The following is a 17,003-nucleotide window of genomic DNA, read 5'->3' on the forward strand; positions in this document are numbered from 1 at the left end:
CCTGTTATATGATCTTGCCGTCGTAGAAAAAAAAAGCACCCATCCCCTAGGGATAAGTGCTCTTGTATTATAAATTGTTTTCGTCAAACTCGAAGTCAAAGTCACCAATTTGAATCGTTTGTCCATGTACAGCGCCACGTTTACGCAATTCATCATCAATGCCCATGTTACGCAAAATACGAGCAAAACGCGCGATTCCATCTTGGGTCGTAAAATTCGTCCGCTTAATCAATTTCTCAATCGACGGGCTCTCGATAACGAATACATCATTATCACGACGAATCGTGAAGTCATTCTCTTCGCGTTTCTCAAAGCGATATACTTTACGCTCTTGCGTCTCAGCAACTCCCTCGACCTCAGGGGCATTCGGGATGCTTTCCACGATGTCAGAAATCTTATACAGCAAATCTTGAACGCCACCGCGCGTCAATGCCGAAATCGGATAAACAGCATAATCCTTGCCGTCAGCAGCCAACTGCTCTTTGAACAAAGCCAAGTTATCTTCCGACTCTGGCATGTCCATCTTGTTGGCTACAACGATTTGAGGACGTTGCTCTAGCTTCGCATTATATAGCTTGATTTCTTCGTTAATTTTAATGAAATCCTCATATGGATCGCGTCCGTCTGCCGCTGACATATCCACGACGTGAACGATAACGCGCGTCCGTTCTACGTGACGTAGAAACTCATGACCCAAGCCTACACCTTCATGAGCGCCTTCGATCAAACCTGGCAAATCCGCCATCACGAAGCTTCTGCCATCCCCAACATCAACTACACCTAGGTTAGGCGTTAGTGTTGTAAAGTGATATGCGGCAATCTTCGGCTTGGCTGCTGAAACGACGGACAATAAGGTCGATTTACCCACGCTTGGGAAACCTACGAGTCCAACGTCTGCCATGACCTTCATTTCGAGGACAACCCAACGCTCGACGCCCTCTTCACCGTTCTCCGCAATTTCAGGAGCTGTTACACGTGCTGTGGCGAAGCGAGTATTCCCTCTTCCGCCACGACCACCCTTAGCAACAACAACCTCTTGACCATGACGCGTCAAGTCGGCAATAACCTCTTGCGAATCATCATCTATAATCGTTGTGCCTGGCGGGATCCGAACAACCATATCTTCCGCGTTAGCACCATGCATGGATTTGTTACGGCCTTTTTCGCCGCGGTCAGCTTTAAAGTGCTTCTGATAACGGAAATCCATCAATGTCCGTAAGCCTTCGTCTACACGGAAAACAACATCACCACCGTTGCCTCCGTCACCACCGGCAGGACCACCCTCCGGTACATACTTCTCCCGACGGAAAGCAACTAAACCGTCACCACCGTCGCCGCCTTTTACAAAAATCTTCGCCTTATCAACAAACATTTCTACACCTCAACTTTATATATGAAACGGCAATCGCAGCGTGACACTTGCTTCTTCTTCATGCCAATCATCATTCTCAAGCAAATACTGTGAACCTTTCGATGAAAAACGTGCTAAAACCGATTGCTCAAGTTGTTCCCGATTATAGGGGCCTTGATATACAAAATCAAGCAGTAAGCCATCTTCTTGAACATCAAACTCCAAGCTGAGTGTGCCACTTTCCCCATCTTCGAATGCCGTATGTTCCTGGATGCAGGCCACCATTTGCCGAACCAATCGTTCAATCAGTCCGTGCTGAATCGGGAGTTGTCCAAGATTAATTTCTTGCTCCACTTCCACATTCAGCTCTAGCGTCTTTGACTGCACACGGAATTGAAGCAAGTAAGCAATAAAAGAAGGGATTCCCAGCTTGGAGAGATTGCTTTCCTGCTGCATAGTCATTTTTATTTTTTCCATATATGGCCGCAAATTATCAAACTTCTTCATTTGAATGTAACCAAATAAAATCTGGGTATCATTCATCCAATCATGCCGCAAACGATTTACAACGGCAATCAGCTTTAGATGATCCTCTTGCTCTTGCTGCTTCAGCGTAGAACGCCACTTTTCTTCCATTCTACTTACTTCTAGTCTCCAAGCTGTGTACCCACTTACGAGAATAATTAGTAGAAATGCCACTCGAATAATCCACGGTTCTGTAACCAACAAGCCAGTCAATCCTATGAGCACAAGTGCTAATATATAGACCTGTGCGCTGCCCAATTGCTTCATTATCCGCTCGCCCCGTTCTCTGCTTTGTAACCGTTCATCCAGTATATCATGCTGCCTGGAAAACTTCACCAAACAAACGAGAAAACCCCGCCCCGGGCCATCCGAAATGAGTGATCACGGTTAGAGGTTTTTCCTTGCATATTGAGAAAAAATCCCTGGATGAACTCTCGCTCACCAGGGATTCTAATTACGCTTCTAGAGCTGCAGCTACTGGAGCTACATCAACTGGGTATACGCTCACTTTTTTGCGATCGCGGCCCAAACGCTCGAATTTCACTACGCCTTGTACCAAAGCGAAAAGTGTATCATCCGAACCGATGCCTACGTTCGTTCCTGGGTGAATTTTCGTACCGCGTTGACGGTAGAGAATGCTTCCAGCAGTAACAGTTTGACCGTCAGCACGTTTAGCGCCAAGGCGCTTAGAGTGTGAGTCACGACCGTTCTTTGTGGAACCTACCCCTTTTTTGGAAGCGAATAATTGGAGATCCAATTTCAAAAACATGGTGTTATCCTCCTTTGTGATAGATTGTTTCAATCGTTATATAGTCACCGTAAGTTTGTTCAATCGTTTGTAACATAACGACCATCGATTCTATAATTAACTGCACTTGACCCCAAGTTTCAGGCTGGTTGCGCGCACTATCCGGGATGGTTACATCCAGCAGTCCAGGCTCCATCTCATGAATAGGAATCACACCGGTTAAGGATTCTATCGAGTTACATGTACCAACGGAAATCGCTGATACCGCGGCGCAGACCAAGTCTTTGCCAGGCACGTCATATTCGGCATGGCCTTCAACTACAAAAGAAAGAATTTGAGGTGAATCCGGTGCAAGACGTTCTATGGTCACGTAGATCATAGGCTTGTCTCTTACGCTTGGATTTTCTCTACTACTACTCTTGTGTACGGTTGACGATGACCTTGCTTTTTGTGATAGTTCTTTTTCGGTTTGTACTTATAAACGATGACTTTTGCGCCTTTACCGTGTTTTTCCACTTTCGCGGAAACTGAAGCACCTGCAACCAATGGAGCACCTACTACTAGGCCATCTTCTTTGGAAACCAAGAACACACGATCAAAAGAAACAACCTCACCCTCAGCAGCGTTCAATTTCTCGATGTAAAGAACATCGCCCTCTTGAACTTTGTACTGTTTACCACCTGTTTCAATAATTGCGTACATTTTCACTTACCTCCTCATGTCTCAGACTCGCCTTGTGCAGGTGACGGAACGGAACCAAATCCATTCGCGTACTTCGACCTGTTTCGTGCGGTTACAGCATGCCTAAACAACACACTCCGAGTATTATATCACAGTTATATTTTCATATGCAAACCTTTTATTTGCGTTTCCGAGTCATTTCCAACAAGCCTAACTTGGTCCAACCTACAATGGTCGTCTTAGAACGATCCTTGCGCACAGCTTCCGCCATATTCGCCATGACCTTCGCTCGATTGTCTTCTGCATGCATGTCAATAAAATCAACAATAATGATGCCTCTTAGATTTCGAAGCCGCAAGAGCCTAGGGATCTCGATAGCTGCTTCCCGATTAATATCTGTAACCGTTTGCTCCAAATCAATAGAACCCGTATATCGTCCCGTATTGACATCAATTACAGTCAGCGCCTCAGTCTGATCGATGATTAAATACCCGCCGCTAGGGAGCCAGATTTTGCGACGAAAGCTCTGGTTCAGCTCTTCCGTGACGCCGAAATGATCGAACATAGGTGTTCTACGGTCGTAGAAAGCGATGCGGCCACGCCAACCCGGCTGCTGCTTGCGTAATAAGGTTCTCATTTCTTCAAAAACCTTGTTATTGCTCATCCACACTTCTTGAACTTCATCCGAAATCACATCTCGCGCAAGTTTGGGCAGTAAATCCAGGTCTTGATAAAGCTGTGCGGGAACATGCGTTTCATCTCGCTTCGCTAGAATGGTACTCCACACATCGCGTAAATTTTGCAAATCGTCTCGGATAGCTTCTTCACTTTGACCGATTGCACCTGTTCGAATAATCACGCCTTCACCAGGCATAAGATTACCCTCTGCTAGCTGCTTTAGCCGCTGTCGCTCTGCTTCAAGATCAATTTTACGAGATATGGCAATATAATCCGCATCTGGCATATAAACAATCCAACGGCCCGGAATGGACACGTGCGTAGTCACTCTTGCCCCTTTGGTCCCCTGTGGATCCTTGCTCACTTGAACCATTAGCATTTGCCCAACTTCAGCAATATCCGTAATGGACGGCTTAATCTTAGGTTGCTTGTCCACATGAACGGGGAGGAGATCGTCTATATAAAGAAAGGCATTCTTCGCAAGTCCAATATCGACGAATGCCGCTTGCATGCCAGGAAGTACGTTAACGATGCGGCCCATGTAGATGCTGCCTGCCCGTTGAGATTCAAGCGGATACTGCGTGTCATACTCCACAAGACGTCCATCCTCAAGCAATGCCGCTTGTGTAAGCTCTGGTGCGCAGTGAATTATCAGTTGCTTCATACATGTTCACCTCAACAGTTATTTTACATGAAAAGATCGGAAACTGCACTCCCCGGTTTTTTCCCATCTAAATAACCGCCGACGATTTGCTGTTCGGGAAGCACCGCTTGGATGCGCCCTGCTTCATTCACGACATAAATTAAGTGGTATCGTTCCCGCATAAAAAGCTTCAAAGTCTCCGCCATCGTAAGCTGCTTCGTAATGACAATCGGCTGCGCTCGAGTACCTCGGCTGAGCAACTGCCCTACTCGTAACCCGCGCCCCATTAGGAAACGTAGAAAGTGATAGGGAATCTGCCGGTAGGCGTACCAATTGGATACAAGTAGAAACAGGCCTATAGCAAGAATATTGATTGGCAGTTGCCCTTGTACGAGCTGAATAATTGACATAACAATGATTGATAAGCTTATGATCATACTGATCCAAACTGAATAGACAATGGTGTTATGAAACGACATGATATAACCCAACAAGCCTTGCATGATTTTCCCGCCATCGAGCGGCATCACTGGTATTAGATTGAATAATCCGATCATGAGGTTCGCTTCAATGAAGTACTCCCACCAGTTACCACTTCCGATATCCAGTGACTTCATAATCAACGCAAGCCCTATCATCCATACGTGTTGAAGGGGGCCCGCTATGGCGACGATCAACTCCTCACGAGTAGACGTACTCCCTAGCTCATCAACAATTAAGACACCACCAAAGGGAAGTAATTGCACTTCTTGGACCCTCCAACCGAACCCTTTCGCCGCGGTTAAATGCCCTAGCTCATGGATAAGTACGATGCCAAATAAAGTGATTGCTTCTAGGAAATACCCCGTTATCGCACAGCCAATCATAATTAAGGTGAATAATGGATGAAATCGATATTTCGTCCCAGCCCATTTAATCAAAGGTGATCACATCCACCGGATTGATTGTCACGCCTTCTTTCATGACTGAGAAATACAGATTCCCCTTTGTTGGATCTTTGGAAGAAGCTTTACCTATGGGCTCCCCCACCTTCATCCAATCGCCAACAGCTACAGTAACCTCACTTAGTCCACCATATAAAGATTCCAGTCCACCAGGATGCCTAATCATAATTGTTAATCCCGTATCCGTGGTTGTACCTGCGAAAATAACCTGCCCCGTGTCCATCGCATACACCGGAGCGAACTCAGCCGTGTTCAATTTGACTCCCTTATGGATTGTCCCATCGTAGCTGATCAACACGCTTCCTTTGGCTGGTGCGAACAACGTACGCTTCGAGGTACTCACAATCACAGCTTCATTGCCTGCGCGATTAAAGCTTGGAATAAACGAAGGGGTTCCTCCGAACTTATCGGCATACCAAGCGGACAAAGCCGTAAAGTCATAAGACTGCGTTAGTGCTGCTGTTATGTACAGCTTCCCTTGATTTGCCCATGGCTTGTCTATGTGAAACATGCCGTAAACAGATGCAAATAAGGCACCGCTGATGAGCAGCTTAAAAGCGATTCTCCGCGCTGATGGCGGGGTAAGAATTCCTCTTTCTGCATCATCATTCGCCGTATCCATCATGAGCTTCTGTCTCCAAGCAAATTCAGGGTCCTCCATTCGTCTTCTCCAGTCAGGATCAGCATATAACGGCAATTCCTCTTTTTGTCGTGTTGGCAATAGGAAATCAACCGACGGAGAGGATCTGTGTGAGCCTCCATTCCCGAGTGGTGCTTCTGACGACGATTCTCGCAAATGGCGAAGTCGCTCTAGTCGCCGTTGCTTTACTTTATCTTTTATAACCATAGAATCCCCTCCTCATAGACTTTCATTAGTACAGCCTATGTGCAGATGGACAAGATTATGTGAAAAGTCAGCCTTCGTACTGCTTGCAGCAATAGAAAAAGCCCGCGGCCTTGGTAAGGTCACGGACTTCACATAGATAAGTTATTAAAACAATTCAGGCGCCCGCTCCTGATGCAGCTTCACACTCATGACAAGGCCTAGTGAAAGCATATTGATTAGAAGCGAGGTTCCTCCATAACTAACGAAAGGAAGTGTAATACCGGTTAATGGCATAATGCCAATCATCATTCCAACGTTCTCAAAAATTTGGAATACAAACATAGATACAACACCAACAACGATATATGCGCCAGCAAGCTGAGAACTTTGAATAGAGATCAGAATCATACGATAAATAAGCAAGAAATAAATAAGCAAAAGTACGGCTGAACCACGGAATCCAAATTCTTCCCCTACAACAACGAAGATCGAATCCGAATAAGCGAAAGGAATGAAATTACTGTGAACAGAGGTTCCCTTCAAGAAACCCTCACCATCCAACCCACCAGAACCAATAGCCCTTACCGCGTTGCGTACCTGATAATTATCATCATCCGACACATCCTGCGGGTAAAGGAACGTATCTATCCGATCCATCCAGTGACTGAAGCCGTATCCCTTAAGCATATCAAACAAACTATCATGAAAATGTTTATACAGCGTAAGTGTCAGGAAACCTACTCCGGCCACGAGAAGAATACTTATCAAAACTTGTGTGTATTTGATATTCCCAATCCATAGCATTCCTATCAAAATAATAACAAAAATTATCGCATTCCCTAAATCCGGTTGTATGAGAACAAGCACGAATGGGAGAAGTACAGCTAGCCCTACAGGAATTATATCATTTTTCACCTGAAGCAAATCGCCGCCGCGTCTGGCAAGGAGAGCTGTAATGCAAATAATCAAGATTAATTTGACGAGCTCTGCTGGTTGAAATGTCAATCCTCCGGGAAGTTCAAACCAGCCGCGGGCACCGTGAATTTTTTTACCAAAAAAATAGACGGCAATCAACGAGACAATTCCAATCCCATACAAATACGGAGCAATTCGGATAAGTACACGGTAATCGAATAAACTACAGGCTAGAAAAGCAACGAGTCCTACCCCATATAAAATCAGAATTTTCGAAATGCTGATGTTAATGGTCGGATGATCGACAGATGAGCTGTAGACCATCATTGTACTTATCACCATGAAGGCAAACAGAATGACTACAATTGGAATATCAATGTTTTTCAGTTTGGCAAACACAGAACAATCATCCTATTCCAATAAACTTTTTCATTCGTTTTACCCAGCCTGTTTTGTCCTCTAGCTGCATAAGCGGCACGGTATCGCCAACAATACGCCTAGCAATATTCCGATATGCAATGGCAGCGCGTGATGAAGGGTTCATCACCGTTGGTTCACCTAGATTAGCTGCCTTAATTACGTGCTCATCATCCGGTACAATGCCTAATAAATCTATTGCAAGTACAGAGCAAATTTCATCGATATCCAGCATTTCGCCTTTTTTCACCATTTGAGGGCGAATACGGTTAATAACAAGCTTCGGTGATGATATTTTCTCATTTTCCAAAAGGCCAATAATCCGATCCGCATCACGCACAGCGGCATTTTCTGGAGTCGTCACGACAATCGCTTTATCTGCGCCTGCAACCGCGTTCTTGAATCCCTGCTCAATCCCCGCTGGACAGTCAATAATGACATATTCGAAATCATTTTTGAGTTCCAAAATAATGGTACGCACCTGTTCCGGAGTTACGGCGTGTTTGTCCTTTGTTTGAGCAGCTGGTAATAAATACAGCTCATCAAATCGTTTATCCTTAATTAGCGCTTGCGGCAAACGACAACGACCTTCCGCAACATCCACAAGATCATAGATAATCCGATTTTCCAGTCCCATCACGACATCCAGATTACGTAAACCAATATCCGTATCAACCATGCATACTTTCTTCCCCAGAAGTGCAAGTGCAGTCCCCAGATTAGCGGAAGTCGTCGTTTTACCAACGCCACCTTTACCTGAGGTGACAACGATAGCCTCTCCCATATTCCTCACCCCAGACACAGTTTATATGTTAAAAACAATTATTTAATTGGAGCATCCGGCCAAATCCGATGAAGCTGATGCAGCTTATCGATTTCCATTTTGCCTTCTTTGACATAGGCGAATTCCATGAAAGCCTCCTCGATCCCCCACTCATCTGGAGAACGACTGATGACCCCGGCAATTCGTAATTGTGTAGGCCGCATATGAGACGCAGCAATGATTGCTTTCTCGTCTCCGTCTAACCCTGCGTGAGCCATACCGCGAAGTGAACCCATTATGTAAATGTTCCCTGTGGAGGTAATGATTCCGCCTGGGTTAACATCACCTAAATACAGTAAATCACCTTCGTTATGAAGGGTTTGTCCTGAACGAATCATTCCTCTTAGCGTTGTCATGGATACCTTGGGCTCCGGTGGAGCCTCCACCTTAGGCGGTTCACTCTCGATGGATTGAATCAAGAGATTCCCCTTCTTCTTAATTACAGCACGAATCTCTTCTTTCTGCTCATCGGTGGCCACACGGTTGCCCAGTTTGACATTCACATGAATAATCGGACCCGTTAATATTTGTTGATGCGTTTTCTCAAGCTTATGTTGCAGCTCTTGCAACAGCTCTTGCCAATCGCATGCGTCATTTAGTAAAAAAACTAGGCCATCTTTGACCCCTTTAATCATAACATGGTGCTTCGCTACAGACATAATGGCATGACGACCTCCCAACCTATACATTTCGGCCCTTGTTCTAAATTCTCCTGCTTATCGCCTGGAAAATTAATCTTCCTTCGCTGAAGCTGCAAGTCGTTTGCCTTCAAGCAGTTTGCGGATGGGAACGTAGCAAATCAAGGCCACAAGTAAATTGAATAGAACACTAGGGAGCATGTAATGGGTGAGAGCAAAATTCAAATCAACGGCAATCAGTTTAAATAGGCGGTTGATCCCATAGTTGAGAAACTCAAATATTAATAATCCTAAGCTTGTAATAAGCAAGTTGTAAAAAATAAGATTGGGCTGCTTGCGCTGCGCAAGGCCTGCCAAATAGCCTACGAGCCCCATGCTGAAAGAGTAAACACCCAACATCGCTCCATAGTAAGTAAAATCGTGTAATAATCCGAACAGAAGACCGTAAAGAAGAGCCGCATGACGATGATGAAAAAGTCCAATAAACATAATGAATACCAAAGGTAAGTGAGGTGTTACATAGACGATCGATTGCCAAGAGGCTGGCAGCAACCATACGACTAAACTACCTTGAAGGATAAACAGTCCGAGCAGAATGAGCCATAACACATGTCTATTCATTTGCCCACTCACCTCATTTCACTTCCGGAACTTCAACGACGAACACTTCACGGATTCGGTTAAAGGATGCTTTGGGCTTCACCATTACCTTATACGTAATGCCGAATTCCCCAGGTCCAATCGAAGAGATCGTCCCAACTTCTATTCCCTTTGGAAATACCTGCCCCAAGCCCGATGTAATAATCGTATCACCGATTTTCATATCGTCAGCATGTTCAACCTTATTCATCACTAGTTCCCCAAGCTTGGGATCATAGGATTCAATCATCCCGAATGGCTGTGACTCATTCCCTTTGACTGTGACGGCAATTGCTTTGGAGTTGTTGTCGGTATCATTCGTCTCCGACAAGAGCTGCACGTTGGAGTGAAACCCAAATACTTTACTCACTCTTCCCACTAAGCCATCGACAGTCATAACCGCCATATTCTCCTTAATCCCATCTTTGTCACCCAAATTAATCGTTACGGTGCTATTGTAGGGGTCTGGATCAATCGTGACGACCTCGGCGATTCTGTACGTATAATTGTTAGCTTGACGCTGACGTTCTGTGAAACCAAGCTCATCCAACAGACGCTTATTCTGCGATTCAAGTTCATTCAACCGTTGTGTATCTCGTGCGTATTGCGTGAGCGTCAGCTTCAGTGTCTTGTTTTCTTCATAAATGACACGCAGCTGTCTGATGTCTTCGAAGAAGCCCGCTACCTGCGCAGCGGGCTTATACAAGAGTCCTTGCGTCCATGATATCGAGTCTTTGACGAATTTCTCAGGCCATGTCATCGGCCCTCGATTCCCAAGTGTTAGTCCCATTAGAATAAAGAAACAGACTAAACCGGACATAAGAAAAATAAGTCGTTTATTTCCCATGAATTTAAACAAATTAGCACCTTCTAACGAAAATTAACCCTTATACCTTGAACCAGATCCTGATTTGTTTTTGAATAAGTGAATATTCTCTAATGCACGTCCCGTCCCAATCGCAACGCAATCGAGCGGATTTTCGGCAACCATTACGGGCATACCCGTTTCTCTTGCCAGTAGTCGGTCCAAATTACGAAGCAATCCGCCTCCGCCAGTCAGCACAATACCGCGATCCATAATATCCGCCGATAGCTCTGGTGGACATTTCTCAAGTGTGACCTTTACGGCCTCCACAATGGCACTTACCGTGTCAGACAACGATTCCGTAATCTCAACGGACGTTACACTGATCGTTTTCGGTAACCCGCTTACAAGATCACGACCACGAATTTCCATCGAATCGGCCTTCTCTGTGTTAAGCGCTGAGCCAATTTCAATCTTCAGTGTTTCCGCGGTACGTTCCCCAATCATGAGGTTGTAGGTACGTTTAATATATTGAATAATGGCCTCGTCCATTTCATCACCAGCGATACGAATGGATCGACTGGTTACAATACCGCCAAGTGAGATAACAGCAACTTCTGTCGTACCTCCGCCAATATCAACAACCATACTCCCCGTCGGTTCCCAAACTGGAAGATCCGCTCCGATCGCAGCAGCGAAAGGCTCCTCGATTGTGTAGGCTTCTCTTGCTCCCGCTTGCTTCGTAGCATCTTCAACAGCACGCTTCTCTACAGCAGTAATCCCGGATGGCACACATACCATGACATTCGGATGACGCGGAAATAACCAACGCTGCTTCTGAGCTTGTCGAATAAAGTATCGAATCATCGTTGCGGTCGTGTCGAAATCGGCAATAACACCATCCTTCATCGGACGTACGGCACGGATATTCCCGGGCGTACGACCAATCATCTTTTTGGCTGATTCACCGACTGCTTCTATTGTTTTTGTATCTGTACGAAGGGCGACCACCGAAGGCTCCCTAACGATAATTCCTCTGCCTTTCACATAAACCAATGTATTCGCGGTACCTAAGTCAATCCCCAGATCTTTCGTAAAACCACCAAACATACAAACGGCTCCTTTCCTGTAGCGTGTTCTATTATATTACATAAAGCCTTGTTCCTTCAAACTTATAAATCTCTGATCTCCAATGATAACATGATCCAACACTTCAATACCAATTATTGCTCCAGCTTCTACTAATCGACCTGTCAGACTAATATCTTCCGGACTTGGGGTAGGATCTCCACTGGGATGGTTATGTACACAAATGATCGAGGCACTGCTTCGTTTAATCGCTGCACGAAAAACTTCCCTAGGATGGACAATCGACGCGTTCAAGCTCCCCATAGATAAGGTCTCTTGTGCAATGACGTGATTCTTAGTATTTAGAAACAAGCAAACAAAGTGCTCTTTCTGCAAATAGCGAAGATCCTCGCTCATTAAATTCGCGATATCTTTGGGCGAACGAATCGTTATCCGCTCCTCATATGAGCTTTTGGCTAGCCTGCGTCCTAGCTCAATACCCGCAAGTATTTGAAGAGCCTTGGCATCGCCAATCCCCTTGATCTGCGTTAATTGATCCTTGCTCATATCTACAAGACTGCGCAGCCCCCCACTTTCACTTAAGATCCGGCTTGCCAAATGAATGGCAGATTCCGCTACCGTTCCTGTCCGTAATAAGATAGCAAGCAGTTCCGCATGACTGAGCGCCCCTGCCCCCAGTTGTAGCATTCGTTCCCGCGGTCTCTCTTCGATCGGAACTTCTCGCAGCATCAAACTTGAGCTTTCCATGTTTTCCCCTCTTCCGTAATGTAGGTTATGTTACTTATTGCTATCCCATGCATGCGGGTACAAGCCCTAAAAACAACATAAAACCCCCGGATTGTGAGATCCGAGGGCTTCTAGGATAAAGATTCAGTATTCGATTTCGGGCATTCAAACGCCCTTATTTGTTCTAGCATACTGCCAATTGTATGACCTTCAAAGTAATGTTCCATTTGCTTCTCAGCATCATTGAAAACTTTACCCATCAATTTATCCATTTTGGATGATATCATACAAGGCTTGGACTCATCACCAGAGCACCAGCTCGGCTTCAAAGTACCTTGACATGTCAATCGGTAAATCTCCCCGAGTGTGACTTCCTCAGGCTTGCAACTCAGTATAAAACCGCCACCTATGCCTTCCTTCGTTGACACGTACCCTGCTTTTCGAAGAAAACCCATAACTTTACGAATACGGGCAGAATGCGTTGATACATTAGCAGCAATTTCTTCACTAGTTGCCATATGATCAGGTAAGTGAGCTAACAGAACAAGACTGTGGACGGCAATTGTAAATTCGCTGTTCATGGTAGATACCTCCCAGAAGAATGCGAAGTCATGTCGCTTACTGTTATTGTAACCGTTACAGATTGCTCAGTCAATCTAATTACCCTATTTTGGACTAGAATGGATAGGCTTGGAAATGTCACTACAGAACTTGAATATCGAACGTCAGCAGCAAATCACTCAACAAGGATAGTGGAAGTCCCACAACCGTGAAATAATCCCCCTCGATCCCGCTGATAATCGTTGCCCCTATACCTTGAATGGCGTAAGACCCGGCTTTGTCTTTGGGTTCCCCAGTAGCTATATAGCGCAAAATTTGTTCATCTGTCATCGGCTTCATCCGTACATGAGTCACGCTATGCGAGACTACTTGTTGCCCCGTTGCTGCATCCACACAGGCAACACCACTGTAAACCTGGTGCACATTCCCTTGCAAACCTTTGAGCATGCGGAAAGCATCTTGCTCATCGGCTGGTTTGCCTAAAATTTCCTCGTTATACACAACAACTGTATCAGATCCAATGATAATACCATGCTGATCTTGAACTTCTAGCATTTCTCTGACTGTCCCCGCTTTGCGTAAAGAAAGCAGCTCAACGAGCTCCGCTGGCGTTATTTTTTGTTCGACGGTCTCATCCGCGTCACTCACACGAATAATATAGGGTAGTCCGAAAGATTGGATAAGCTCCTGCCTCCGCGGCGACGATGAAGCAAGAATTAGTCTTTGATGTTCTTTGGTTTGCACGCTCAACAACTCCTATAAATAATAAATTCCCACTGCTTAAACGTTCAAAAACTCACTAGAGTTTCCGATATAGGAGATAAGCTCCTACTAATCCAATAATACTGCATAGGTTTAGCTTCACCAAAAGGTGGAATTCATATTTCACAACTTGTAAATCTGCTTTAGGTTCCCAAGAAATTTGAACTGATTTGGTTAAAAATGCGAGAGCAGGAACGGGCGCCAGCAGCTGGCCGATAATAATTCCAGTAATTAACCCGACGATTAAAAAAATGATCAGTGTAAATGTGCTTTTTTTCATTCCTGTCATCCTCTCCAAGTATGTACAAGCACTATTATACGGGCAATCCCCTCTTTTTTCCATGCAAAATAAGCGGCCGGCCGTTGAATAAACCGATGGTGATTCTTACCTGCTTACAGCCTAGTCCAATCCTAGTATTATAGTTACCGGAGGTAAATTCAACTATGACTCTACTCAAAAGACTGATTCTGTTCACTTTACTGCTCACAATTGCATTCCCTTACCAAGCCTTCGCTTACAAGGTCGTACTTGATCCTGGGCATGGGGGAAGTGATCCTGGCGCAATCGGTGTTGGCGGACTCCGTGAAACAGATGTCAATCTGGACATCACGTTAAAGGTTAGACAAGCCCTTCTTGAACGCGGTTACGAGGTCGTCATGACACGCACCAACGACACCTTCTTATCACTCGCTGAAAGGGTTGCCTTCACAAATGAACAGCAAGCTGACTTATTCGTATCCATTCATGCCAACGCACATTCGAGCAGCAAGGCTAACGGAACCATGGTGCTCTATTATGACAATGCGTACCCACAAGAAGATTACCCAGCAAGCAGTGCGATGACGCAATTAACACCTTACAGTAAAGATTTAGCGCAGCATGTGCAAGATGCCTTACTCGCGCAATCCGGTACCAAAGACTTAGGGCTGACTCCAAGCGCTGTCTACGTAGCCCGAATGGGCACGATTCCGAGTATTCTAGTAGAGACGGCTTTTCTCACGAATGCTAGTGATGCAGCCTTACTTGCCAGCAGTTCTATGCGTTCTAAGATGGCGCTCGGCATTGCCAATGGGATTAGCAGCTATGAACCGCCTCCTTTTACCGACGTGCTTGTGCACTGGTCCAAAGCAGCTGTTCTTCGTATGAAAAATAAAGGCATTGTCGAAGGTGTCGGCAACAATTACGAACCAGACCGTGCGCTCACGCGAGCGGAGTTCCTCACACTGATGGATCGCGTATTTACCTTCAGCAAGCTGCCAGCTGTCTGCAGCACGAACGGAAGTGTAACTTCCAATGTTTATGGCTGCGGGTCTGACGCATCGAAAAGCTATTCGGATTTATCGACTTCTCATTGGGCAAGCACCGTTTTTGCCAAAGCAGCCAAATTAAACTTACTACAAGGGTATGCAGATGGGACGATTCGACCTAATCAGGCGATTACACGCGGGGAAGTTGCTTATTTATTCAATCAGCTTCTGCAAATGACATCACCAACTGCACAACCAACGTATACAGCCGCATTCGATGATGTGCCGAAGTCCATGTGGAGCGCTTCTGCCATTCTATCTTTGAAGGATAAAGGCATCATTAATGGCATATCGGATACTTCCTTTAAGCCTGATCAAACGATGACAAGGGCTGAGATTGCCGCCCTGCTCGATCGTTACCTCACGAAATAACAAGAAAGCCGTGTATCCCGGGCTCCGCAGAGTTCAGGGTACACGGCTTTCTCCTTATACTACACTAATCGTCTTAAGGAGATTTTTCTGAGCAATAATGTACTGCATCAAGGCTGACTGCGCTTGCCACATCAAGGCTTGAGATGGCGTTTTCTTGTATTCTTCCATCGATTGAACGGCACTATTAATCGCACTTGTCATCTTCGCCAGCAACGGCTTAACATCCTCACCTGCTCCGTTAGTCAGTCCTGTACCGAGCGTAATTAACGCCTGATGTGAAGTACGAATCGACTGCAAGGAGACATCCGTAAGTGCTGTGGGCTTCGTCTCCGCCAAATGGACAAGTGTGAGTCCACTCATTGCAGCGACAAGCTTGTCGCCCTCAGCAATATAATTGGGCAGGGACTCGGCCTTTGAGCCAGACCAACGAATGCTGTTTACCGCTGGGAAATCCACATTTTTCATAAAAACCTCGATCGTTTTATCTGCGGCCTGCACGCCTTGTCTCAAGGCAATGGCATCGTCCTTCGTCTTTGCAAAGCCTACAAACACAGTAAGTTTATCGGAATTATCCAATGCGGAAGCAAGACCCTTTTTATTGAGTGAATCCTGAACAGCCTGAGCGCCTTGAAGCGAACTGAACACCCCATTTTGCAAGAAGGTATATGATTTAGCAGGAATTTGCACAGCTGTGATAGCTGCTGTCGTTGCTGGGAGAGCTACATCCCCTGTACCCGTTTGTGTTTTGGTCGTGGAGGCAGCCGATTGTGTATTAGGCGATGGCACGGTAATTTTGGTAGGATTCGATGTGGCTATACTCGTGCTCGTATCTCGATCCGAGGAGAACATGGAGAGCACGAAGAAACCGAATGCGATTCCCGTTACCACTGCACCCGCCACAGATGTTGCTATGCGAATCCACGGCGCACCGGATGACTTCGCATAACGAGTTCCAGTCCCCGGATCCCGGTAAGGCTCCTTGGATGTCCAATTGGACCACTCCTCTCGATTGTCCGCAGGAGCAGGCTCAGGCTCCCTCTCTTGTCGAATAACCGTTGTAGGAATTGGCGCATTCTGCTGTTCTCGAGATATTTGGGTTTCCCGAATGATGCGTTCTACACGCTCTCCTTCGGATTCAATCTGGCTATGCCAGCTCCCAAAATCAGTGGTGAACGTATTCAGTGCATGTGGTTCAAATAATGATTCTACTTGCTCTCTTTCTGCTTGGTCATATGGCGTTACTTCCTTCGGGCTGCGATCTATCTTCGGTTCTATCACTTTATACTCTTCTTGATAGAGTGGAATGACGTTCTCTTCTTGTTCATGCACCCTGGCTGCTCTGCGTGTGGATTCTGCTCCTTCTTTGGGGTCGAAGCGATATGTAATTCTACCTTTGTTCATTCTCATCCCTCACTCCTCATCATATATATGGCCCGAAACGGGTACAATGCCGTATCATCTTGTCCCAATCTTCTGTTACTAGAGTATGAGAGAGAGAACCATATTATGATTTATTCAAGAAAAAAAGACCGCCTCCAGCCTATTGGCTCAA

Annotated in this window: 20 protein-coding genes; 1 reads left to right on the forward strand and 19 read right to left on the reverse strand. The window is 45.6% G+C overall.

The features are described 5' to 3' along the window. Positions 1-67: 67 nt before the first annotated feature. From obgE to GC096_RS11610, 18 genes are all read right to left on the reverse strand, one after another. Positions 68-1,372 carry a GTPase ObgE gene (obgE, locus tag GC096_RS11525; RefSeq protein ID WP_171630381.1) on the reverse strand — a complete coding sequence of 435 codons (1,305 nt, stop codon included), beginning with the start codon at positions 1,370-1,372 and terminating at the stop codon, positions 68-70. 15 nt (positions 1,373-1,387) lie between these two features. Then, positions 1,388-2,143 (reverse strand): Spo0B domain-containing protein, encoded by a 756-nt coding sequence (locus GC096_RS11530; RefSeq protein ID WP_171630382.1) that lies wholly within the window; start codon positions 2,141-2,143, stop codon positions 1,388-1,390. 187 nt (positions 2,144-2,330) lie between these two features. Then, entirely contained in the window at positions 2,331-2,645 is a 315-nt protein-coding gene (rpmA, locus tag GC096_RS11535; RefSeq protein WP_036742986.1) for a 50S ribosomal protein L27, read from the reverse strand. A 4-nt stretch (positions 2,646-2,649) separates the two neighbouring features. Next, complete coding sequence (locus tag GC096_RS11540; RefSeq protein ID WP_171630383.1) at positions 2,650-3,003, reverse strand: ribosomal-processing cysteine protease Prp; 354 nt, start codon at positions 3,001-3,003, stop codon at positions 2,650-2,652. An 11-nt stretch (positions 3,004-3,014) separates the two neighbouring features. Continuing rightward, positions 3,015-3,326, reverse strand: coding sequence for a 50S ribosomal protein L21 (gene rplU / locus GC096_RS11545; RefSeq protein ID WP_028555793.1), 312 nt, complete (start codon positions 3,324-3,326; stop codon positions 3,015-3,017). A gap of 157 nt (positions 3,327-3,483) precedes the next feature. Next, on the reverse strand, positions 3,484-4,647 hold the full coding sequence (locus GC096_RS11550; protein ID WP_171630384.1) for an Rne/Rng family ribonuclease: 1,164 nt from the start codon (positions 4,645-4,647) through the stop codon (positions 3,484-3,486). A gap of 23 nt (positions 4,648-4,670) precedes the next feature. Then, entirely contained in the window at positions 4,671-5,546 is an 876-nt protein-coding gene (locus GC096_RS11555; RefSeq protein ID WP_246302707.1) for a M50 family metallopeptidase, read from the reverse strand. After that, positions 5,539-6,417: a M23 family metallopeptidase gene (locus GC096_RS11560; RefSeq protein ID WP_171630385.1), complete on the reverse strand. Its 879-nt coding sequence runs from the start codon at positions 6,415-6,417 to the stop codon at positions 5,539-5,541. The genes GC096_RS11555 and GC096_RS11560 overlap by 8 nt, the downstream gene beginning before the upstream one ends. 144 nt (positions 6,418-6,561) lie before the next feature. Next, a complete protein-coding gene (locus GC096_RS11565; RefSeq protein WP_171630386.1) occupies positions 6,562-7,710 on the reverse strand; it encodes an FtsW/RodA/SpoVE family cell cycle protein in 1,149 nt (382 codons plus the stop codon). Between the two features lie 7 nt (positions 7,711-7,717). Beyond that, a complete protein-coding gene (minD, locus tag GC096_RS11570) occupies positions 7,718-8,512 on the reverse strand; it encodes a septum site-determining protein MinD (protein ID WP_056610363.1) in 795 nt (264 codons plus the stop codon). Positions 8,513-8,550: 38 nt separating this feature from the next. Further along, complete coding sequence (gene minC, locus GC096_RS11575; RefSeq protein WP_171630387.1) at positions 8,551-9,210, reverse strand: septum site-determining protein MinC; 660 nt, start codon at positions 9,208-9,210, stop codon at positions 8,551-8,553. 72 nt (positions 9,211-9,282) lie between these two features. Next, a complete protein-coding gene (gene mreD / locus GC096_RS11580; protein ID WP_171630388.1) occupies positions 9,283-9,810 on the reverse strand; it encodes a rod shape-determining protein MreD in 528 nt (175 codons plus the stop codon). 13 nt (positions 9,811-9,823) lie between these two features. Beyond that, complete coding sequence (mreC, locus tag GC096_RS11585) at positions 9,824-10,687, reverse strand: rod shape-determining protein MreC (RefSeq protein WP_246302708.1); 864 nt, start codon at positions 10,685-10,687, stop codon at positions 9,824-9,826. 21 nt (positions 10,688-10,708) lie between these two features. Beyond that, a complete protein-coding gene (locus GC096_RS11590) occupies positions 10,709-11,743 on the reverse strand; it encodes a rod shape-determining protein (RefSeq protein WP_171630389.1) in 1,035 nt (344 codons plus the stop codon). A gap of 36 nt (positions 11,744-11,779) precedes the next feature. Then, positions 11,780-12,469: a RadC family protein gene (gene radC / locus GC096_RS11595; RefSeq protein WP_171630390.1), complete on the reverse strand. Its 690-nt coding sequence runs from the start codon at positions 12,467-12,469 to the stop codon at positions 11,780-11,782. A gap of 110 nt (positions 12,470-12,579) precedes the next feature. Next, positions 12,580-13,029, reverse strand: a complete 450-nt coding sequence (locus GC096_RS11600; protein WP_171630391.1) for an RrF2 family transcriptional regulator — start codon at positions 13,027-13,029, stop codon at positions 12,580-12,582. A 121-nt stretch (positions 13,030-13,150) separates the two neighbouring features. Further along, a complete protein-coding gene (locus tag GC096_RS11605) occupies positions 13,151-13,753 on the reverse strand; it encodes a Maf family protein (protein ID WP_171630392.1) in 603 nt (200 codons plus the stop codon). Positions 13,754-13,808: 55 nt separating this feature from the next. Continuing rightward, positions 13,809-14,051, reverse strand: a complete 243-nt coding sequence (locus GC096_RS11610; protein ID WP_056610348.1) for a DUF4321 domain-containing protein — start codon at positions 14,049-14,051, stop codon at positions 13,809-13,811. Positions 14,052-14,215: 164 nt separating this feature from the next. Between GC096_RS11610 and GC096_RS11615 the strand changes: the two genes are divergently transcribed. Continuing rightward, the gene (locus GC096_RS11615; protein ID WP_171630393.1) at positions 14,216-15,451 is read left to right on the forward strand and encodes an N-acetylmuramoyl-L-alanine amidase; all 1,236 of its coding nucleotides are present in this window, start codon (positions 14,216-14,218) and stop codon (positions 15,449-15,451) included. 54 nt (positions 15,452-15,505) lie between these two features. Here GC096_RS11615 and GC096_RS11620 read toward each other — a convergent pair whose 3' ends face one another. Beyond that, the gene (locus GC096_RS11620) at positions 15,506-16,852 is read right to left on the reverse strand and encodes a hypothetical protein (RefSeq protein ID WP_171630394.1); all 1,347 of its coding nucleotides are present in this window, start codon (positions 16,850-16,852) and stop codon (positions 15,506-15,508) included. Positions 16,853-17,003 lie beyond the last annotated feature (151 nt).

This window comes from Paenibacillus plantarum (genome assembly GCF_013141695.1).
Lineage (GTDB): Bacteria > Bacillota > Bacilli > Paenibacillales > NBRC-103111 > Paenibacillus_E > Paenibacillus_E plantarum.